Origin of the sequence: Lysinibacillus xylanilyticus (assembly GCF_001708185.1) — a bacterium.
GTDB classification, from domain to species: Bacteria; Bacillota; Bacilli; order Bacillales_A; family Planococcaceae; genus Lysinibacillus; species Lysinibacillus xylanilyticus_A.
In genome coordinates this window covers 603,867-625,128 of record NZ_MDDN01000002.1, presented here as the reverse complement: position 1 = coordinate 625,128, position 21,262 = coordinate 603,867, and the positions used below count along the sequence as shown (strand labels likewise).

The following is a 21,262-nucleotide window of genomic DNA, read 5'->3' as shown; positions in this document are numbered from 1 at the left end:
ATTAGGGCGAGTAAGATTGGAGTGACCTTAAAATGGCACAATTAGTGAAATTACAAGATTATATCTCACGCTATCAAATTGATTTAGCGAGATATCCAACACAATTTGTACGCTTAAAGAATAGTCAATGGGAACGTGTTAAGCGACAGTGGGAGTTAGGAGAAGAAATTAGTGAGTGGCAACATGACAACGATTCTGAAAATGATTCTTTTGAAGAGAAAGAGCGATTTTCTTTATTGAAAAAATGGTTTGCGGGTCGCCAGAAGGCAGACAGTGGGGACGTTGAACAGGTAGAAATAACGAATGAACTGGTGAGTGATGAAGAAAGCATACCAGAAGAAGAAACGACTTTAACATTTGAACCTAAAATTGTCTATGCGCCGCAATCTATCCATGAATTAAAGCGTATGTTTATCGATCAATTTTTCCATTTTCAGATGAAATGGGCAAGTTCAACACTACGTGAAAAGTCGTATGTAGATCCTCGTTTTATGCGTGATTCCTTGTTGCGAGATTTGTTGCAAAAATTACCAGATAATTATCTGCTTTTTTATTACCCTATTTTACAAATCAGAAAAGCACCCATAGAGCTTGATGTCGTACTAATGTCACCAACAGAATGTATTTGCATTACAGTGCTAGATGCGGAAAATCAAGCAGTTTATGTGGGTGGTAGTGAACGATTCTGGATAAAAAAAGTAGGAACGAAAGATTCAAAAGTCCTTAATCCATTGATAAATCTAAATCGTATGGAATCTGTATTAACTCAATTATTTAAGCAGGACAATATAGATATGCCAATTCGTAAAGTTGTTTTAACACGTAATGGCTACTTCGATTATCCAGGTACATCCTTTGGCATTCAGTTTATTGATCGTCGAAACTACGGAGAATGGATGGAACATTTAAAGAAAGTGTCCTCCCCGATGAAGCATATGCAAATTCGAGCTGCCCAAACGATTTTAAACAATGTACAAACAACATCCTTTAACCGGGATATTTGGCAGAAATCTTCTCAACCAGCTGAGGATTAATAAATGCAAGTGTTATTTATTGTAAATGAAGCAGCTGGGAATGGAAAAGGTAAGAAAGTTTGGTGCCATCTTCAACGCCATTTGACAATTGATTATCAAGTTGCTTTTACAGAATATGAAGGACATGGACAGGAACTTGCGAAAAAATGTGCGGACGATACACGTACAAAAAAACTAATTGTTGTAGTTGGCGGTGACGGCACAATACATGAGGTAGTGAGTGGTGTTTTACATAATGAATTTATAGTTATTGGTGTAGTGCGTGCTGGCTCTGGGAATGATTTTGCACGATACTTTACTACTTTTAAAAATGTAAAACAAATCGAAGCCTATTTGCAGACGGAGATTGCCGATAAAATGATGGATGTCGGAGCTATTCACCTTGGAGCACTCCAACACGAGATATTTGTTAACAATGCAGGTGTGGGCTTTGATGCATTTGTTACAAAGCACATTAATAAATCTCGTTTAAAGTTTTACCTCAATAAAATTGGGTTCGGCAAGTTATCCTATGCTGTGGCTGTTGTAAGAGGACTATTTAGCTTTGAACGTTTTGATGTAATCATTCAAGCAAACGAGCAAGAGTGGCAATTTCAGCAGGCATGGTTTGTTGCGATGAGCAATCATCCTTATTTCGGAGGAGGTATGAAAATTTCGCCTTCCTCTATCCCTAATGATGGACAAATCGAAATAACAATCGTTCACAGTATTTCACGTCTCAAATTACTACTGGTATTTGTCACTGTGTTTTTTGGAAAACATACAAAATTTAAAGAGATTTCTTTTTTGCAAGGCAATCAATTTGATATTTTTGTGCATGCAAATGACGTAGATTGTCATACAGATGGTAACTATATTGGGGAAATTAGAAAAGGTACGAGAATTCACTGTACAGTCCAACGTGATGCGTGGCAGATTATATCAAAGAACTATTAAAAAATATCATTTCGCAATAATTTCATGCGAATTTGATGGTTATAAGTTATACTATAACAAATCAATAATTTCACGAGAAAGAAATGAGGAAAAAAATTGAGATTAAGAAATAAGCCTTGGGCGGAGGAAATGATTACGAATCATTCAGAGGTGATCATCCCGAATCCTGAAGACTTTAAAGGGAATTGGCAGGCTGTTTTCGGAAATGACAACCCACTACATATTGAAGTAGGTACTGGGAAAGGACAATTTGTCACGGGTATGGCCTTACAAAATCCAGATATAAATTATATTGGCATTGAGCTTTATGACAGTGTAATCGTTTGTGCATTGGAAAAAATTTTAGAGGCTAAATCTCCAGCGAATTTACGATTATTAAAAGTAAATGGCGCAGATTTATATAAATATTTTGGTAAAAATGATGTAGACCGTGTGTATCTGAATTTCTCAGATCCTTGGCCGAAAACGCGCCATGCTAAGCGACGTTTAACGCACGGGGATTTTTTGAAATTATATGAGTCGATTTTAGTGGATAATGGGGAAATCCATTTTAAAACGGACAACCGTGGTTTGTTTGAGTATTCGTTAATTAGTATGTCTGAATACGGTATGTTACTAAAGTATGTATCACTCGACTTACATGCGAATATGCCTGAGGATAATGTGATGACTGAATATGAGCAGAAATTTTCTGCGAAAGGACAGCCGATTTATCGTCTAGAATCACAATTCATTACTAAATAGGGGGAGTATGGATGGATCAGTTACAGTTTCACAACATGTCATTATCATGGCTAAACGGGGGTGTCACTTGCCTTGATGGCGGTGCTATGTTTGGAGTTGTGCCCAAACCACTTTGGGCACGCAAGTATCCGGTAAACGAAAAAAATCAAATTGAGTTACCGACTGAGCCAATCTTAGTTCAATATGAAGGTAAAAACTATATTATTGATACGGGTGTTGGCTTTAACAAATTAAATGAAAAACAGCTACGTAACTTTGGTGTTACTGAAGAATCAACATTAGCGGCTAGCTTACAGGAGTTAGGATTAACTACAGCTGATATTGATGTCGTGTTAATGACGCATTTACATTTCGATCACGCTGGTGGTTTAACGCAATGGGAAGGCGAAGTACTTGTACCAACATTCCCAAATGCAAAAATCTATGTGACGAAAATTGAGTGGGACGAGATGCGTGAGCCAAATATTCGCTCAAAAAATACGTATTGGAAAGAAAACTGGGAGCCAGTTCAGCATTTAGTTGAAACGTATGAAGGTACGTTAGAGATAGTTCCTGGGATTGAAATGATTCATACTGGTGGTCATAGTGATGGACATGCCGTAATAAAATTAACACAAAACGGCGAAGTATTATTGCATATGGCGGATATTATGCCGACACATGCGCATCAAAATCCATTATGGGTATTAGCGTATGATGATTATCCAATGGCGAGTGTCTTTGCAAAAGAGCGTATTATGAAAGAAGCGCTTGCGAATGGTTATGGCTTTATCTTTTATCATGATGCCTATTATCGCATGATTAAATGGGATGAAACAGGTAAAGAAATTGTAGATAAACTAGAACGTAGCAGACAAGCTGTTATTACATTCTAATTAATAGAACGTGTGAACCTTTGTGTTCGCACGTTTTTTTCATAGTGTTGAAAACTATTGTGTCAATAAAATTAAGGGAATTAAATAAAGTATCGCTCTTTGGCAAAATAGGGTTTGATTTCCGTTTCGACTGGGCGCTTTGTTGTTGCTGTCGTTGCACTTTCGCACAGAAAAAACAATGTTGCTGTCGCTACGCTTTCGCACAGAAAAAACAATGTTGCTGTCGTTGCACTTTCGCACAGAAAAAACAATGTTGCTGTCGTTGCACTTTCGCACAGAGCAAAGCTTCCTGGGGGCGTCCGATGAGCCGCTTGGACCAAAAGGATGTTGGTCACAAAGGCGTTATCACAGGACGTGATGCTTTTAACCTTTGTTCCTTTATCGCTAATCCCCGAGGAGTCGCCCAGTCTCCACTCCAATCAAACGCTTCACGTAGTATGTATCTCTGGTATGTCACTCTAATTTATAGTGATAAAACGGAACTTCACTTATTGTTTTATGTAAACGTAAGCTATGTGATATAAATTATTGTAGTTGTATAGTAGGAACAGAAATCAACTTAACGTTATGAAGATATGCTTAATTGTCTATACCCCATTTTTTTGACACTTTTTTTCGTGAACATTTTGTAAAATATGATACACTAAAAGCTATACTAAAACACAAAAGAGAGTTGAAATTACATGACAACTGAACAACCATTTTTACCAGTATTACTAGGATCAGATATGAATGCATATGGTATGGCACGTGCATTTTACGAGGCATATGGTATTAAACCACTTGTATTAGGGCGTTCACATTTAACGGCAACACAAGACAGCCACATTATAAATTTTCAAGCAATTGATCGCTTAAATGAACAGGATGTGTTTGCACCTGCACTTGCAGAAGTCGCGAAAAAATATTCAAATAAAAAACTACTGTTGTTAGCTTGTGGTGATGACTATGCAAAACTTATTATCAAAAATAAGCCGGCATTGCAGGAGCATTTTACAGTACCATATATCGATGAATCATTAATGGATGAAATTTTATTAAAAGAAAATTTCTATAAAATGTGTGATAAGTACAATTTTAAGTATCCAGGTACGACGACAGTGACAGCTGATAATTACGAAAACTTTACACCACCGTTCGATTATCCAATTATTTTAAAGGCATCGAACTCAGTGGAATACTGGGCATGTAAATTCCCAGGTAAGAAAAAAGTATTCGTTGCACATGATGAAGCTGAAAAAACAGCCATTTTAAAAGCAATCTATAGCTCAACCTATCAGGATACAATGATTATTCAAGAATTCATCCCAGGTGATGATTCATATATGCGTGTATTAAATGCCTATGTCGGGAAAGACGGCAAAGTGAAGCTAATGTGTCTAGGAAACCCAATCTTAGAAGAGCATTCACCTGAGGGTATTGGTAGTTATGCAGCGATCGTGACAACATACGATAAAGAATTATTGGATCAAGTACGTTCCTTTTTAGAAGATATCGGTTACACAGGTTTTGCTAACTTTGATATGAAATACGATATGCGAGACAAACAGTATAAGTTGTTTGAAATTAACCTACGTAATGGTCGCTCAAGCTATTATGTAACAGCAAGTGGTCATAATTTAATGAAGTATGTAGCTGATGACCATATGTTAAATATTGAACAGGATGTAACGTATGTTCAAGATAAGCACTTATGGATGATCATTCCTAAGGGCGTATTATTCAAATATGCCTCAAATGAAAAGCTTAAATTAGAAGCGAAAAAATTAATTCGTGAAGGGAAATATACAAACTCTCTTTACTATAATCAAGATATGAATGCAAAGCGTTGGGTGAAGCTAACGTTAAATAATTTAAATTATTATCGAAAATATAAAAAATACTTCAACAATAAAGGATTGTCTGAGTAAAACAAAGAAGCCATCTCAAATAGCTGAGATGGCTTCTTTCGTAGGGTTCTATAATTTTTGATCGCGTATTGCAGAGTAAGGTTACACTTCTGTTAGCTCGACAACTACACCTGAGCGGGCGTCAGCAGCGAATTCAAAGGTTTGCATTTCGCCCTCATGCATACGTGAGATACCTCCACGGTATACTGGAATTGTCATAATGCCGTTTGTGAAATTGTCAGTTTTCATAAAAATCCAAGAACCATCAATCGGCGAATCCTTTTTAAATTCTTTTTTTATGTTTTCGAGTACTTGTCCAGCAGGTACATACGGAGAAACCTTTTCACTTGCTTCTTTAACAATGACTGCGGCAGCTAGGCCAGTTGCAACACCAATTAAAAAATCACGTAATTTCATGCTTTTTTCCTCCTTTTTCTATAGGTTCATTTTAACATAGCATACGGATTGAATGCACGTTCACACATGAGCGCTTTTAGGAAATGTATCAATATTTTGAATTCAGCAATCGATTTCGCCTTGGCGTAATTGTGTCCGGATTTTGAATTGTGCACGCACAATTCATTCCTTTCAAAATCCGTGACATCTGCCAGAGGCTTTATCTTCATTCAGTAAGTGTTTGGATACCCACTGAAAAGAAACCTCACTCGTATTCATCTCACCACATTCAGAGGTAGGAGTCTTCTACTGAATGAAGATAAATGTGTTACAATAGCAAGGAAGAATATTCTACTTCGTGGGGAGAGAGTCATCATGAATGAGGAAACATTACAATTATTTAAAACGTTAACGGAATTACCAGGCGCTCCGGGTAATGAACATGCTGTACGTGCGTTCATGCGTTCTGAGTTGGAAAAGTACTCGGATGAAATCGTTCAGGATAATTTAGGTGGGATTTTCGGTGTAAAGCACAGTGATGTTGCTGATGCACCAAAAATATTGGTTGCAGGTCATATGGATGAAGTGGCATTTATGGTTACTTCTATTACCGACAACGGGATGCTCCGCTTTCAAACATTAGGTGGCTGGTGGAATCAGGTTATGCTAGCGCAACGTGTTGAAGTATTTACTAAAAATGGTGCGATTCCTGGTGTGATTTCATCAATACCTCCACATTTACTAACAGATGCTGAACGTTCTAAACCGATGGATATTAAAAATATGCTAATAGATGTTGGTGCAGATAATAAAGAGGATGCTATTGCACTTGGCGTTCGTCCGGGTCAATCAATTATCCCTGTCTGTCCATTTACACCGATGGCTAATCCGAAGAAAATTATGGCGAAAGCTTGGGATAACCGCTATGGCTGTGGATTGGCAATTGAATTGATGAAAGAAGTAAAGGATGAAAAGCTAGCCTCACATTTATATTCAGGCGCGAATGTAATGGAAGAAGTTGGTCTACGTGGTGCTCAAGTATCCGCAAATATGATTAAACCAGATTTGTTTTTTGCTCTAGATGCTTCACCTGCAAATGATATGTCAGGAGAAAAAAATCAATTTGGTCAACTTGGAAAAGGTGCTTTATTGCGTATTTTGGACCGTACAATGGTCACACATCGAGGCATGCGTGAGTTCATTTTAGATACGGCTGAAACAAATCATATACCTTATCAATATTTTGTATCACAAGGTGGAACTGATGCAGGGCGTGTACACACAGCAAATGATGGTGTGCCAAGTGCGGTAATCGGTATTTGCTCACGCTATATTCATACAGCTGCATCAATTATTCATATTGATGACTATGCAGCTGCAAAAGCTTTAATTGTGGAACTAGTGAAAAAAGCAGATCGTTCGACATTAGAGACGATTCGCGCTAATGTGTAAAGTAACATCCGCCGGAGGTGCCTTTAGGGCATCTTTTTCTATGAAAAGAAAGAGGGATTGGAAAAATGAAGATAGCTATTGGGACAACAAACAAAGCAAAAACAGAGGCAGTTGAAGTTATAGCTAGAAAATATTTTGATAAACCGATTTTTACCTATGTTAAGGCTGCTTCACAAGTATCTGATCAACCGATGACTCATGAAGAAACACGAATGGGGGCCATAAACCGTTCAAAAAATGCAATGAATGAGACGGGTGCTCAATTATCGTTTGGACTAGAGGGTGGAGTAACGGAAATTGATGGTGTTATGTACGTATGTAACTGGGGAGCTCTTACAGTAACAAATGGCACAACTTATACAGCTGCTGGCGCACAAATTATATTACCAGAAGAAATTGCCCAGGAAATAAGAGCTGGGAAGGAACTTGGGCCAGTGATGGAGCTATATACACAACGTCGAGATATTCGACAAGGTGCGGGAGCTGTAGGTATTTTTACGCAAGGGGTAGTAAGTCGTCAGATGATGTTTGAGCATATTGTCTCGCTTCTTGTTGGTCAATATTTATTCACATTAGCACATGAGTAATGTTTTTGGATTAGTGATATTGGAACAGGGAAGTTGCAACTTTACATAAATTTTTTTAAAATAAATAAAAGTTAGCAATGAAAGGAAGAGAAATATGTCTCATACATGGCTACGAGCGGTAGGCTTAATGCTTTTACTGTTGGGACTTACTGGCTGTAATCAATCTGTTGATGAACAAATTAAAAATGGACTTCAAACAACAGAAACTGTCTTTGCCGGAGAGCCAGAGAAGCATACAGATAGTATTGGGGATGTAGAATTATACTTACCTTCCAACTTTAAAGTTGAAGATAGTTCAGATGCATACAATATATTGGTAACTAAAGGAAAAAAGAGTTATGTTCTTTTCATCAATGATCGCGAAGATGCAGAGAGTAAACTCTATTACAATTTATTAAAAGAGGATAGTTCAAAAAAGATAATTGAAGAAAATACATATGAAAAGGATGGTATTTTCGGCTTTTCAGCTGTTTCAAAAACTGATAATGAAGACGAATATGAGCTCATTGTCAGTAGCGGTGGCGTAAAAATGACAACCATTTCTCAAGGAAAACATATTGAAGATAATTTACATGAGATGACGAAAATCGTTCATTCGGTTAAGATTAAGTAATTGGATAGTTTTGAACAGAACGGTTCACAAACATGTGAGCCGTTTTCTCTCATTTAGCATTTATTAGTCTATAAAAGATGTCTACTTCTATAGTTGATGAGTTGTATGAGGGTGTAGATTCCAGAAGTAGAGGAACTCAGTCTAAGTATGCACGTCCTGTAGTAAATTATCTGCGCGAAAGTGTAGTACTAACGAAGCGACAGTTTCAATTACGCCGAGGCAATATTGATTATAAAGAAAGGATGTGAGCTAGGTGAAACAAATTAAATCAGAACAACTTGTGTCCCTATTAAAGCAACAATTAAATGAGGAAACGTTTGATTTTGAATTTGACAAAAAGCACGATAAATTACGTTTAAATCATAAAAAGATTGGTAAAGGGATGGAGCTATCTCTACCAGGTATTTTAGCAAAATATAATGACAAGCAAGGGGCTGCAATCGATGAAGTTGTTTATACAATCGAGCAAACCTTTAATGCTATGGAGCAAGAGATGGAAAAAGGATTCCAATCTACTTCGCAAATTTATCCTGTTATTCGCGCAACATCCTACCCTCAAGCCTCGAAGGAGGGGCATGCATTCATCACTACTGAACATACAGCTGAAACACGTATTTTTTATGCGCTCGATTTAGGAAAAACCTATCGTTTTATTGATGAATCCATGTTAGAGGTACTACAATTAACAGTAGAGCAAATTCGTGAAATGGCACGATTTTCTGTAAAGCAATTACCAACAAAGTATAAGAAAGATGAAGTTGCAGGGAATATTTTCTATTTTGTTAATGCTAATGATGGCTACGATGCAAGTCGCATTTTAAATGAAAACTTTTTGAAAGACATGCAGACTAAAATTGAGGGCGATATGACGTTATCTGTGCCACATCAGGACGTATTAATAGTAGGTGATATTCGGAATGAAACAGGGTATGATGTATTAGCACAGATGACGATGCATTTCTTCGCTGTCGGTACTGTACCGATTACGTCATTATCTTTTATTTATGAAGATGGGGAGTTAGAACCAATCTTTATATTAGCAAAAAACAGAGTTAAAAAGGAGCAAGAGAAACAATGAATGTATTTTACAACAAAGAGCATGTAGGAGATGTATTGCTAGTACAATTAGCATCAGAATCAATCGTGAAAACAGAGGTAGAACGTGCAGGTGATCTCGCTATTTTAAAGGAAGCACAGACAGGAGAAATTAAAGCATTTAATTTATTTAATGCCAGCAGCTATATACAAACTGATGCTAAAGGTTTAGTTGAGGTTACTCCAGAATTAGTTGCACAGCTAGAGGCGGCTATTGCAAAAAATGGCGCTGAAATTAGTCTTGATGTAGATTTTTCTCCAAAATTTGTTGTGGGTTATGTAGAAACTAAGGACAAGCATCCAAATGCTGATAAACTAAGCATTTGTTCTGTAAACGTTGGTGAAGAGACATTACAAATTGTATGTGGTGCGCCTAATGTTGAAGCAGGTCAAAAAGTTGTCGTGGCAAAAATCGGTGCAGTGATGCCTTCGGGTATGCTTATTAAAGAAGGTAATTTACGAGGTGTTGATTCATACGGTATGTTATGTTCAGCACGTGAATTAGCAATACCAAATGCACCTTCTGAAAAAGGGATTTTAGTATTACCAGAAGATGAAGTAATTGGTAGTGCGTTTGAAACGCCAACTAGATAAAATATAATTAAAATCGTTATGCTACTAATATGCTAGTAACATAACGATTTTTTTGTCTAGAATGAGCCTCTATATGCAAGTTTCTATTACATTTTTATGGTATGCTTTTTGTTATAGACATTGAATTTGTTTTTGAAATGACATAGACGATGCTATAAATGAAGTGTAATAGAAATGAGTGAATAATGTGAATTGGTTTAAAAAACAAATAAATAAATTTGTAAATAGAGATGACAATGAATACGAATATGAGGAATTTTATGAGGACTATGAAGAAGAACAATCTGAGCAGCTTAAAGAAGCACCTGGACCACAGACAAAAACTTTTCGTTTTCCGTTAATTGAGGATGAGGAATTTTCAGCTTCACCATCAACAACATCATCAAAAGAAGCATTCAATCAAATGGAGGATGCTAATTACGGACAAATTGAAGATTTATCTCTGCCGAGGCATTTAAATAATCATATTGTGGATTCAAGTGTTTATGATATTGAGGTTTCAGGAATTCGAGATTTATTAGCAAATCGTACGAAGCGAACGGGTAGAACGACAGTTACACGAAGTCAGTCTGAACAAACGAATCGGACAAGAGCAAGTCTTGTTTTTAGAGATGCGCAAAATGAACCACCTATTACTCCTAAAGAAACTAATAATTCACCAGAAAAGACAGTTGAACGTGATTTAGCTGCTAATCACAAGCGCTTTGTACCAAGTGATGTCCCTTCACCGGTTTATGGTTTTTCTAAGCCGAGCCCAATTGAGCAATTATTAGAGAAGCGGAAGGAAGAGCATGACAAGAAAGAGTCTGCAATACCTACAGCAACTAAGACTTTAAAAGAAGCGACAACAAATGAGGCTATTGAAAATATACTAAAAGAAAAAGAGCCTGTGAGCACAGTTCAGAAAGAAGAACCTGAACAGCTTGAAGTCCATGAAAAAATTGAAGCACCTACAAAGCAACCGATTACTTTTGATGAAAAATTTACAGACGAAACGAACCAGCCTAGTGATGAAACGAACACGGAATTACCTGTACTGCAAACAACTTCCTTTGCCGTAGAATTTGAAGATCAAGTGAAAGAGGCCGTTCAGCACGAGCTGAATGGTGAACAACTTTCAGAGAATCAATCAGAAATTCATGTAAAAGAAGTAGTTGTAGAACAATTGCAGATAGAAAATTCTACCATACACATTGGGGAAGTTACAGTAATCCAGCCGTCAACAACTGAAGCTGATGAGCAAGAGGTGTTAGAAGAGAAATCTGTAGAAGAAGCCAAGCGTGAAAAAAGCGGTATTCCTTTTAATGTCCTAATGCTAAAAAAAGATAAAGAGAAATGGAGAATACAACAGCAATTTAAAAATACGAAGCCAACTACAACAATTGTTGAAGAGGCCCAAAAAGCTCAAGAAGTGCAAAGAGCTCAAGAAGTGCAAAAAGCTCAAGAAGTTCAAGAAGTTCAAGAAGCTCAAGAAGCTCAAGAAGCTCAAGAAGCTCAAGAAGCTCAAGAAGCTCAAGAAGCTCAAGAAGCTCAAGAAGCTCAAGAAGCTCAAGAAGTCCAAGAAGTTCAAGAAGCTCAAGAAGCCCAAGAAGCTCAGGATGCCCAAGAAGTTCAAGAAGCTCAAAAAGTCCAAGAGTCTTCTTCTGAACTTATTCATTTGGATATAGAACATCGATTAACACCATCCAATAAAGATGAAAATAAAAATCCTTTATCTTCAGAGATGGACAATGAAACAGCACCGCAATCGTCGAAGGAAAACGAAGATATTATTCAAAATACTTCACCAATCAATGCTGCAACAGACAGTGTATCAGTTATTACTATGTCACCAGTAGCAACAATGTCTAGCGTTTCGACATTAGAAAAGAAAGAACTAGACATTGAGAGTTCTGACGAAATTTCAGCAACTACCGAAATGGAAACAGACGCAACTATTGAACAGGAGCTTCCTACAAACAACATAGAGATTTCTGAGAAGGATTCTAATGACGCAGATGAATATCCAGAGCGACCTTCCAAATCAGATGAAACATTAGTAGAGAATCAAGTAATGGAGGAACCTCAAAAACCTGTTCATGTGTATCAAAAACCAAATGATGAATTTTTAGAGCCGCCTGAGGAAAAAACACAGGATACTGAGTGGATGGAGCAACAGGGTGATACATTGGTTGAAGCTTTGTCTTACTTCCAAGTCTCAGCTCAAATAGAATCTATTATGCAAGGACCAGCCGTAACACAATTTGAAATAACAGTGAGTCATGGTACGAAGGTTAGCAAAATCCGCAATTTAGCAGATGATTTGAAGCTTGCGTTGGCAGCGAAAGATATCCGTATCCAAGCTCCGATTCCTGGTAAGAGCTCAATTGGCATTGAGATACCGAATCGTGTATCTCGCGCTGTTCGACTATCGGAAGTGACAAATAGTGCTTCTTTCCTCGAGTCAGATTCACCGTTAGAAGCAGCATTGGGTCTGGATTTAACAGGGAAGCCTGTAACCATTGATTTGCGAAAAATGCCACATGGCTTAATTGCTGGAGCTACAGGTTCTGGTAAATCAGTTTGTATCAATTCACTTTTGGTTAGTTTGCTATATAAAGCTGCGCCACATGAATTAAAGCTGATGCTTATTGATCCTAAAATGGTAGAGTTAGCACCTTTTAATCATATCCCACATTTAGTTAGCCCGGTCATCACAGATGTTAAGGCTGCTACTGCTGCACTAAAATGGGCAGTGGAGGAAATGGAGCGTCGTTATCAGTTATTTGCTCATGTAGGTGCACGTGATATAACGCGTTATAATGCAATAGCGGATAAAAATAATGAACATAGCTTAAAATTACCGTATATTCTAATTGTCATTGATGAGTTAGCAGATTTAATGATGATGTCTCCTGCAGATGTAGAAGAGGCGATCTGTCGTATTGCGCAAAAAGCGCGTGCTTGTGGTATCCATTTAATTGTTGCGACTCAAAGACCGTCTGTTGACGTTATTACAGGGCTTATTAAATCAAATATTCCTACACGTATTGCCTTTGCAGTATCATCACAAATAGATTCACGTACTATTTTAGATGGGCAAGGCGCAGAAAGATTACTTGGACGAGGCGATATGTTATATTTAGGTAATGGTATGTCTGCCCCTGTGCGTTTGCAGGGAACATTTGTGACAGATGATGAAATTGAAGCCATTATTGATCATGTTCGTGAGCAAGGGGAGCCGGATTATATATTTGATCAAGAGGAACTTTTAAAGAAAACGGAAGTTTCAGCTGAGCAAGATGATCTGTTTGAGGATGTCTGCCGATTTGTGTATGAACAGGGAGGCGCATCGACTTCCTTGATTCAGCGAAAATATCATATTGGCTACAATCGTGCTGCTCGTTTAATTGATATGTTAGAGTCTCATGGCTTTGTGTCTGAGGCAAGGGGAAGTAAACCACGAGAAAGCTATATTACGGAAGAAGATTTAATTGCTATGTTTGAATAATAATTGCATTGTTTTCGTATAGATTATCTTTTTTACGTCAAATTTCGTATTTTTAGAAAAGTTACACATTTATCCTTGTGCATAAATAGTGCTATAATAGACGAGATGTGTTGATTAGTACGTATTTTTTAACACTTGAAAAGGTATTAATACCTAATAATAAGTAAAAGATACGATACACCTAATAGATGATAGAAGGGATATTGAATTCCCGGGGGGTTTAATTAATGACAGTTTTTCATTTCACAGGCATTAAAGGTTCTGGCATGAGTTCACTTGCACAAATCTTATTTGATGCTGGTGAACAAGTACAGGGCTCAGATGTTGATAAATATTTCTTCACGGAGCAACCGTTACGTGAACGTAATATTCCAATTTTTACATTTAATGCAGATAATATTAAAGAAGGTATGACAATTATTGCAGGGAACGCATTTCCTGATGACCATCCCGAATTAGAACGTGCTCGTCAAATCGGTGTAGAAGTTGTTCGTTACCATAAATTTTTAGGTGAATATATCGGTAATTATACGTCGATTGCTATTACTGGTGCACACGGTAAAACATCTACGACAGGCTTAATGTCTCATGTTGTAGGAGGTTATAAACCAACCTCATATTTAATCGGTGATGGAACAGGAGCCGGGCATGAAAATGCTGACTTCTTTGTAATGGAGGCATGTGAATACCGTCGACACTTTTTAGCTTACAATCCCGATTACGCTGTAATGACTAATATTGATTTTGACCATCCAGACTACTTTGCAAACATAGAGGATGTTTATTCAGCCTTTCAATCATTAGCATTACAGGTTAAAAAAGCAATTATTGCTTGTGGTGATGATGAACAGCTACAACGTATTCAAGCAAAGGTACCGGTTGTATATTATGGCTTTGGAGCTGAAAATGATTTTGAGGCTCGTAATGTTGAAAAAACAACAGAGGGTACAAAATTTGATGTATTTGTTCGCAATGAATTTTATAGTACATTCTTTATCCCATTGTTTGGAGATCACGCGGTATTAAATACATTAGCGGTTATTACACTTTGCGAGTACGAAGGGATATCACCAGACATTATCCAAGAACGTTTAATCACTTATAAAGGTGTAAAAAGACGTTTTACAGAAACGGATATTGGAAATAATGTTTTAATAGACGACTATGCACATCATCCAACTGAAATACGTGCAACAGTTCAATCGGCACGACAAAAATTTCCAGATCGTGAGCTGGTAGCTATTTTCCAACCACATACATTTACACGTACGCAAGCTTTTTTACAGGATTTTGCAGATAGTCTAAGTCTTGCAGATACAGCTTACTTATGTGATATATTTGGTTCTGCAAGGGAAACACAAGGTGCACTTTCAATCCAAGATTTAGCATCTTTAATTGAAGGTAGTGCAGTGATTACTACTGAAGGAATTGAAGTGCTTACAAAGCATGAGCGCGCAGTATTTTTATTTATGGGTGCTGGCGATGTTCATAAATTCCAAGATGCCTTTGAAAACGTGCTAAAAAACAACGAAACAGCTTAGTCCGTAAGGAATAAGCTGTTTTTTCTCAAAAAATGAGGAGGAAATTAGTTTTTTTTGTCGAAGATATGGAAAGGAATAGTAAAGAGAATTTTTACTTCCGGGAGGTCTAGTGATGGAAATTATTTTGTATATTGCAGCAATCATTGCAGCAATCGGGTTTTTAATTTTATGTGTGAGCGTCGGCATGACATTATTTTCGCTCAAATCAATTCTTAACAGCTTAGCTGGGACATTATCAGGTATTGAGGGACAAATGGAGGGTATTACACGCGAAACGACTTCCTTACTATCCAAAACAAATAGCTTAGCAGAGGATATTCAAGAAAAATCTGAACAGTTAAATTCCGTTGTTCATGCAGTCAAGGGCATTGGTGACTCTGTGAACGGACTAAATACGTCTGTACAGCAAATCACTTCTTCGATTTCAAAAAGTGTAGAACACAATGAAGAAAAAATTGCACAGGTTGTTCAGTGGAGCAATGTCGCAATGGGTATTGCTGATAAGTGGAAGAAGCGTAAAATCATCGATCAGGCACATGAAATGGGTCAAGAAGATCTTTACTCTTTTGAACCAGAGCAGTCGGAAAAATCGAAAAGAAGATGGGGCCGTAAAAAGTGATTATTATTCGGTAGACATTGAATGTCAACTGAATAAAAATAAAGTCTTAGGCATAAGTTGAAGATGCATCCGCGAAAGCAGATGGACAACCAGTCTAGGCAAATTAGATTATTTTATGGGGAGGAATTGTTGCATGACAACTCAAAAGCCGAATTTTAATGAAGTGAAGGAACAACAGCTTGAAAGTTCATTGCCTCAGCTTTATTATCCGCAAGAATCGATTTATGAAGAGGAGCGTGTGAACATGAAAGATTTTGTTATTGGCGCATTAGTTGGGGGTATAGTAGGTGCAGCTGCAGGCTTATTATTAGCTCCAAAATCAGGAAAAGATTTACGTAGCGACGTAGCAGTACAAGCTGTTAACTTTAAGGATAAGAGTGCAGATTTCTCGACAACTGCAAAAGATAAAACGGTTCAATTATCTAAACAACTTCAAGAGCAATCTACACAATTAGTAGAGAAAGTTAAAACATTAAAATCAGCAAAGGCACCAACTGTTTTTGATGATGGTACTGTTTCTTTCGAGGGTGAAGAGCCACTAGAGGATTTCATTCCTAATGAAGAGCCTAAAGCAGAGGATGCTAGTGAAAAAAAAGTGCAAGCTGATGAAAAAAGTGAAGAAGTTCGCGCCTAATGCATGAGCGATAAAGAAGGGATCCAATACATCTTTCGACGTATTGGATCCCTTTTTGTTTTAGTGAGATATAGACGCTTCTTCTAGTAAAATTTCTAATTTATCCCCACCGAAAATCTCCATATCAAAGCTTGCCGGTTGGCCATTTCGTAAAATTGTAAAGTTACCTTTAAATGTAGTAGGTAGTTGCCAATTGGAGAAGCGGAATACATCTTGGTAAATCCAACGACTTCGGTCTTTTTCTTTAAATGAAATGGTTGCTCCATTTGGTGTTGTTGAAAGTGGTGATACGACTACCTGATTAACGAGTACTTCGTTTGCCATCTTCTTTAGCTCCAACACCTCATTTTGGAAATGTACGATGATATTATCCTCAAGTAAAACATTCATTTGATCAGCAATACGTTGAACAGTCGGTAATGTTTGTTGCTGAAATGTAATAACATCCCCATCTTGTACAGCATATGTCATTTTAGAAGGTTTACCATTAATCATTAATTGCGCTGAAAACTCTGGTAAATAAAGTGGCTTTCCGTCTACTTGAATGTAAAATGACTCAAATTGTTTTAATAACTCTCGATTATTTGTGTTTTTAAATACATCCTCTACTGTTTCCGCTATTTCAAACTTAACAACATCTCGATCATTTATTGCACTATCTAGAGATGCATGGGAACCATTAACAGTAATTTGTGGTTCTATTACATATTTTGTGTGTTGAATCGTGACTGTTTTGATGGCAGCATCATCTACAATATCTCTTACTGTAGCAGTAGCTTGCTGACCGTCTTGGCCTTCAATTAACTGGATGGCATCGCCTGTTTTAATCATCGTTTTAGTAGATGCCTGATGCCCATTTACTAAAATTTCCGCCGGTTGACCGTGACCACCAGGGATGAAAATATCTTGTCCATTTACACTCACTGATAATCCATGTCCTGGTTTACCATATAATTGTTTTGCTCGAATATTGGCTGCTAAAAATGCATCGGCAACGGTCATTTCCTTTAATTCAAAAAGACGAACTACTTGTTCATTGACAGTTAGGCTCATATATTGAATGGGCATTTTTTTTGCTGCAATGGCAATACCGATTGGTGTAACCAGTTCAGGCGATGCTTTAATATGTTCTTCTTTCGTTAAGTTTTGAATGGCGTCAATCCCTCGAACGGCAATACGATTTGCTGGTAAATCTAGTACTAGTCCAAGTTCTGTCGTAAGGTTTGGTGTTAAGCTTCCTCCACCAACAAGCATGACCGCCTTAGGAGCTGTACGATTATTAAGGCGTAAAATTTCTTCCCCGATGGCTTTTGCAAGTTGTTTGACAGCAAGTTCAATTGCTTGAAAAACTTCTTCTTTCGGATAATATTGATCAAAGCCTAAAATATCTTGAATTAAAATTTCTTCTTCTGTTTGCAGTTGACGCTTCACTTTTTCAGCAACAGGGAAGTCGAGTAAATAGTGGTCACTTAAAGCCTCTGTTATTTCATCACCAGCTGTTGGCACCATACCATAGGCGACAACAGTACTTTTATCAGTAATGGCAATATCGGAAGTCCCAGCACCAATATCAACGAGTGCAACATTTAAACGGCGCATAGTAGGCGGAATCAGGACATTAATAGCTGCAATAGGTTCTAACGTTAGTGCATCCATTTCTAAATCCGCGCGTTTAAGAGCTGCAATTAGTGATTCTACGACAACTCGAGGTAGGAACGTAGCAATAACTTCAATTTGTGCCTCATCACCTTGCTGATCGAGTAGGCTACCAATTTCTTCACCATCTAATCGATAATATAGAACTGAATAACCAACACAATAATAGTGGCTTATTTTGGTATCCTCTTTATGTTGTAGAAGCTGTTGCTGTGCCTGTTGAACAGCTTGTAGTTCTAAACGACTTATATCCTCTTCTGTAAAGATTGGCCGATTACGTATATTGATTGTTACGCTTGCTTGTTCTGTTTTTAAAGAGCGACCAGCCGCAGCGACACTCACTTTTGTTAAAGGGCCGTGCTTGTCTTCAAGTTCATGTTTAATTTCATTGATTAAATCTGCCACATACATGACGTTATGTATTTGTCCATCAACCATGGCGCGTTCTTTATGTTCTTTTATTAAGATGTCTTCCACGTGAAAGCGGTCATTATCTTCAGCTAAAATAATGCCCACTACTGAGCGTGTACCGATATCAAGTGCAAATAATTTTGAACTCAAAATACTCGCTTCCTTTCTCGAAATATGTTAATATAATTTAGCGAGTTGAAGCGCTAAATTAAAAATGCGTGACATTCTGTACAACATTGATTATAATGATGCTAATATCTAAAAATGTAACATACATTTCAGAGTTCTGAAAGTGTCTGTCATGAGGAGAGGGGAAAGAAGCATGAGCCAAAAAGATTTAGAAAGTTTACGTAGTCAAATAGACGACTTAAACTTAGAAATTCTTCGTCTAATTAACGAACGAGCAACTGTAGTTGATGAAATCGGTAAGATTAAAGAAAAACAAGGTGTGAATCGTTATGATCCATTACGTGAACGACACATGCTTGATCTCATCAAAGAACACAATCAAGGTCCGTTAAATCAAATGACGGTTGATTATATATTTAAGCAAATCTTTAAAACAGCTTTAAAACAACTTGAAGCAGATAAGAAGAAAGAGTTACTTGTATCCCGTAAAAAGAAATCAGAAGATACTGTCATTAATGTGAATGGTGAGCTAATTGGCCAAGGAAAACCATCTTTCGTATTTGGACCCTGTGCTGTAGAATCATACGAGCAAGTAGCAGCAGTAGCAGCATCTATTAAAGCAAAAGGTGAAAAATTAATACGTGGTGGAGCATATAAACCACGTACTTCTCCATATGACTTCCAAGGTCTTGGATTAGAAGGTCTAAAAATTTTAAAACGTGTGTCAGAGGAATACGGTTTAGCCGTTATTACGGAAATTGTTACACCAAGTCATTTAGAGGAAGCATTGGATTATATCGATGTTATCCAAATTGGTGCACGTAATATGCAAAACTTCGAATTATTAAAAGCGGCTGGTGCTGCAAACAAACCTGTACTTTTAAAACGAGGCTTAGCAGCGACAATTGATGAATTCATTCACGCAGCAGAATACATTATGTCTAAAGGGAATGAGAACATTATTCTTTGTGAACGTGGTATCCGTACTTACGAAAAAGCAACTCGTAACACATTAGATATTTCTGCCGTACCAATTTTAAAACAAGAAACGCATTTACCAGTATTTGTAGACGTTACGCATTCAACAGGTCGTCGTGATTTACTATTACCATGTGCTAAGGCGGCAATTGCAATTGGAGCTGATGGCGTCATGGCAGAGGTGCATCCAGATCCGTCTGTAGCACTATCTGACTCACAACAACAAATGGATATTCCGACATTTGATGCTTTCTACGAAACATTACAAAATTTCATGAAGAACTATGAAATCCATGCTTAATTGTTTTGATAAAAACCGCTTGCTTAATTAGTAGCAGGCGGTTTTTACTATATATCGTGACAAAATAATGTCTAGAATAATACTATTTGTACTTGGTTTTTCTTTTCATACACTTACTTCTTCTTGAAAAGATTATAAAAATTATCGTATTATAAGGCTATAAAAGGAAAAAAGGGAGGCACGTGCGATGACTGTTACAATTTATGATGTTGCAAGAGAAGCAAATGTTTCTATGGCAACAGTCTCTCGTGTAGTCAATGGCAATCAAAACGTAAAGCCAGCAACACGAAAAAAAGTATTAGAAGTAATTGAACGATTAGAGTATCGTCCGAACGCAGTAGCGCGAGGATTAGCAAGTAAGAAAACAACAACAGTTGGCGTGATTATCCCAGATATTGCAAATAATATTTATGCGGAGCTGGCACGTGGTGTAGAGGATATTGCAACAATGTATCGTTACAATATTATTTTAGCCAACTCAGATCAACATGAAGATAAAGAGCTACAGCTACTGGATACAATGCTGGGGAAACAGGTTGACGGTATTGTTATGATGAGTGATGATGTAACTGAGAAAATGCAACAAACTATGGATCATTCACCTGTACCGATTGTGCTTGCGGGTTCAGTAGATGAATCACAAACCATCGCGACTGTGAATATTGATTATTACCAAGCAGCTTATGAGGCGATTACTTTACTCATTCAAAACGGTCATAAGAGAATCGGCTTTGTAACAGGTCCACTTACGTATACTATTAATGGAAAATTCAAACTTGAAGCTTATAAAAAAGCCTTACAAGATGCAGGTTTACCTATAGATGTATCACTAATTGTTGCAGAAGAATCAAGCTATGATATGGGCTTAGAGGCGTGGGAAACATTATCCTCACTTGAAAATCCGCCAACTGCTTATTTTGCAGGTAGTGATGAATTGGCAATTGGACTGATTCATGGTGCGCAGGATGTAGGAAAAAATGTACCTGAGGATATTGAAGTGATCAGCTTTGAGAATTCAAAATTAGCGCGTATGGTACGTCCGCAGCTTACAAGTGTAGCGCTACCGTTGTACGATATCGGAGCTGTTGCCATGCGCTTACTAACTAAATTGATGAGCAAAGAGCCTGTTGAGGACAAGGCAGTAATTTTACCTCATCGCATTGAGCATCGACAATCTGTCAAAAGTAAATAATGGGACTTAACACGTAAATCAGTCGATGATTTACGTGTTTTTTATGCAGGCGGATAGATGATTGAGAACAAATAAAAAAGCCCCACGAAAATCGTG

Annotated in this window: 20 protein-coding genes; 17 read left to right on the top strand and 3 right to left on the bottom strand. The window is 37.4% G+C overall.

Annotation, left to right across the window (positions count from 1 at the left end):
- Positions 1-32: 32 nt before the first annotated feature.
- The 4 genes from BFJ97_RS07655 to BFJ97_RS07640 all read left to right on the top strand — a co-directional run bounded on the left by BFJ97_RS07655 (position 33) and on the right by BFJ97_RS07640 (position 3,589).
- Positions 33-1,034: a nuclease-related domain-containing protein gene (locus BFJ97_RS07655; protein ID WP_068984031.1), complete on the top strand. Its 1,002-nt coding sequence runs from the start codon at positions 33-35 to the stop codon at positions 1,032-1,034.
- 3 nt (positions 1,035-1,037) lie between these two features.
- On the top strand, positions 1,038-1,970 hold the full coding sequence (locus BFJ97_RS07650) for a diacylglycerol/lipid kinase family protein (protein ID WP_068984030.1): 933 nt from the start codon (positions 1,038-1,040) through the stop codon (positions 1,968-1,970).
- Between the two features lie 96 nt (positions 1,971-2,066).
- On the top strand, positions 2,067-2,714 hold the full coding sequence (gene trmB, locus BFJ97_RS07645; protein WP_068984029.1) for a tRNA (guanosine(46)-N7)-methyltransferase TrmB: 648 nt from the start codon (positions 2,067-2,069) through the stop codon (positions 2,712-2,714).
- 11 nt (positions 2,715-2,725) lie between these two features.
- Positions 2,726-3,589 carry a YtnP family quorum-quenching lactonase gene (locus BFJ97_RS07640; RefSeq protein WP_068984028.1) on the top strand — a complete coding sequence of 288 codons (864 nt, stop codon included), beginning with the start codon at positions 2,726-2,728 and terminating at the stop codon, positions 3,587-3,589.
- An 80-nt stretch (positions 3,590-3,669) separates the two neighbouring features.
- Here BFJ97_RS07640 and BFJ97_RS24020 read toward each other — a convergent pair whose 3' ends face one another.
- Positions 3,670-4,008 (bottom strand): hypothetical protein, encoded by a 339-nt coding sequence (locus tag BFJ97_RS24020; RefSeq protein ID WP_139114391.1) that lies wholly within the window; start codon positions 4,006-4,008, stop codon positions 3,670-3,672.
- 264 nt (positions 4,009-4,272) lie between these two features.
- Here BFJ97_RS24020 and BFJ97_RS07630 point away from each other — a divergent pair, with 264 nt between their 5' ends.
- Positions 4,273-5,499, top strand: a complete 1,227-nt coding sequence (locus tag BFJ97_RS07630) for a carboxylate--amine ligase (RefSeq protein WP_068984026.1) — start codon at positions 4,273-4,275, stop codon at positions 5,497-5,499.
- A gap of 81 nt (positions 5,500-5,580) precedes the next feature.
- Here the strand turns inward: BFJ97_RS07630 and BFJ97_RS07625 are convergent, their stop codons facing one another.
- A complete protein-coding gene (locus BFJ97_RS07625) occupies positions 5,581-5,895 on the bottom strand; it encodes a peptidase M4 (RefSeq protein ID WP_053592328.1) in 315 nt (104 codons plus the stop codon).
- A gap of 354 nt (positions 5,896-6,249) precedes the next feature.
- Between BFJ97_RS07625 and BFJ97_RS07620 the strand changes: the two genes are divergently transcribed.
- The 10 genes from BFJ97_RS07620 (at position 6,250) to BFJ97_RS07580 (ending at position 16,499) form a co-directional block, all read left to right on the top strand.
- The gene (locus BFJ97_RS07620; RefSeq protein ID WP_068984025.1) at positions 6,250-7,326 is read left to right on the top strand and encodes a M42 family metallopeptidase; all 1,077 of its coding nucleotides are present in this window, start codon (positions 6,250-6,252) and stop codon (positions 7,324-7,326) included.
- 65 nt (positions 7,327-7,391) lie between these two features.
- On the top strand, positions 7,392-7,913 hold the full coding sequence (locus BFJ97_RS07615; protein ID WP_068984024.1) for a DUF84 family protein: 522 nt from the start codon (positions 7,392-7,394) through the stop codon (positions 7,911-7,913).
- Between the two features lie 94 nt (positions 7,914-8,007).
- Positions 8,008-8,526, top strand: coding sequence for a hypothetical protein (locus BFJ97_RS07610; protein ID WP_068984023.1), 519 nt, complete (start codon positions 8,008-8,010; stop codon positions 8,524-8,526).
- A 77-nt stretch (positions 8,527-8,603) separates the two neighbouring features.
- Entirely contained in the window at positions 8,604-8,774 is a 171-nt protein-coding gene (locus BFJ97_RS24585; RefSeq protein ID WP_175401701.1) for a hypothetical protein, read from the top strand.
- Between the two features lie 5 nt (positions 8,775-8,779).
- Positions 8,780-9,604, top strand: a complete 825-nt coding sequence (locus tag BFJ97_RS07605) for a DUF1444 domain-containing protein (protein WP_083226943.1) — start codon at positions 8,780-8,782, stop codon at positions 9,602-9,604.
- A complete protein-coding gene (gene ytpR / locus BFJ97_RS07600) occupies positions 9,601-10,215 on the top strand; it encodes a YtpR family tRNA-binding protein (protein WP_068984022.1) in 615 nt (204 codons plus the stop codon). The genes BFJ97_RS07605 and ytpR overlap by 4 nt, the downstream gene beginning before the upstream one ends.
- Positions 10,216-10,402: 187 nt before the next feature.
- Complete coding sequence (locus BFJ97_RS07595; RefSeq protein WP_068984021.1) at positions 10,403-13,705, top strand: DNA translocase FtsK; 3,303 nt, start codon at positions 10,403-10,405, stop codon at positions 13,703-13,705.
- Between the two features lie 227 nt (positions 13,706-13,932).
- Entirely contained in the window at positions 13,933-15,246 is a 1,314-nt protein-coding gene (gene murC / locus BFJ97_RS07590) for a UDP-N-acetylmuramate--L-alanine ligase (RefSeq protein ID WP_068984020.1), read from the top strand.
- Positions 15,247-15,358: 112 nt separating this feature from the next.
- Positions 15,359-15,865, top strand: a complete 507-nt coding sequence (locus BFJ97_RS07585) for a DUF948 domain-containing protein (RefSeq protein ID WP_068984019.1) — start codon at positions 15,359-15,361, stop codon at positions 15,863-15,865.
- A gap of 133 nt (positions 15,866-15,998) precedes the next feature.
- Complete coding sequence (locus BFJ97_RS07580) at positions 15,999-16,499, top strand: YtxH domain-containing protein (RefSeq protein ID WP_068984018.1); 501 nt, start codon at positions 15,999-16,001, stop codon at positions 16,497-16,499.
- 60 nt (positions 16,500-16,559) lie between these two features.
- Here BFJ97_RS07580 and BFJ97_RS07575 read toward each other — a convergent pair whose 3' ends face one another.
- Positions 16,560-18,716 carry a cell division FtsA domain-containing protein gene (locus tag BFJ97_RS07575; protein ID WP_068984017.1) on the bottom strand — a complete coding sequence of 719 codons (2,157 nt, stop codon included), beginning with the start codon at positions 18,714-18,716 and terminating at the stop codon, positions 16,560-16,562.
- Between the two features lie 172 nt (positions 18,717-18,888).
- Here BFJ97_RS07575 and BFJ97_RS07570 point away from each other — a divergent pair, with 172 nt between their 5' ends.
- On the top strand, positions 18,889-19,974 hold the full coding sequence (locus BFJ97_RS07570; protein ID WP_068984016.1) for a bifunctional 3-deoxy-7-phosphoheptulonate synthase/chorismate mutase: 1,086 nt from the start codon (positions 18,889-18,891) through the stop codon (positions 19,972-19,974).
- Between the two features lie 187 nt (positions 19,975-20,161).
- A complete protein-coding gene (gene ccpA / locus BFJ97_RS07565; protein WP_068984015.1) occupies positions 20,162-21,166 on the top strand; it encodes a catabolite control protein A in 1,005 nt (334 codons plus the stop codon).
- Positions 21,167-21,262 lie beyond the last annotated feature (96 nt).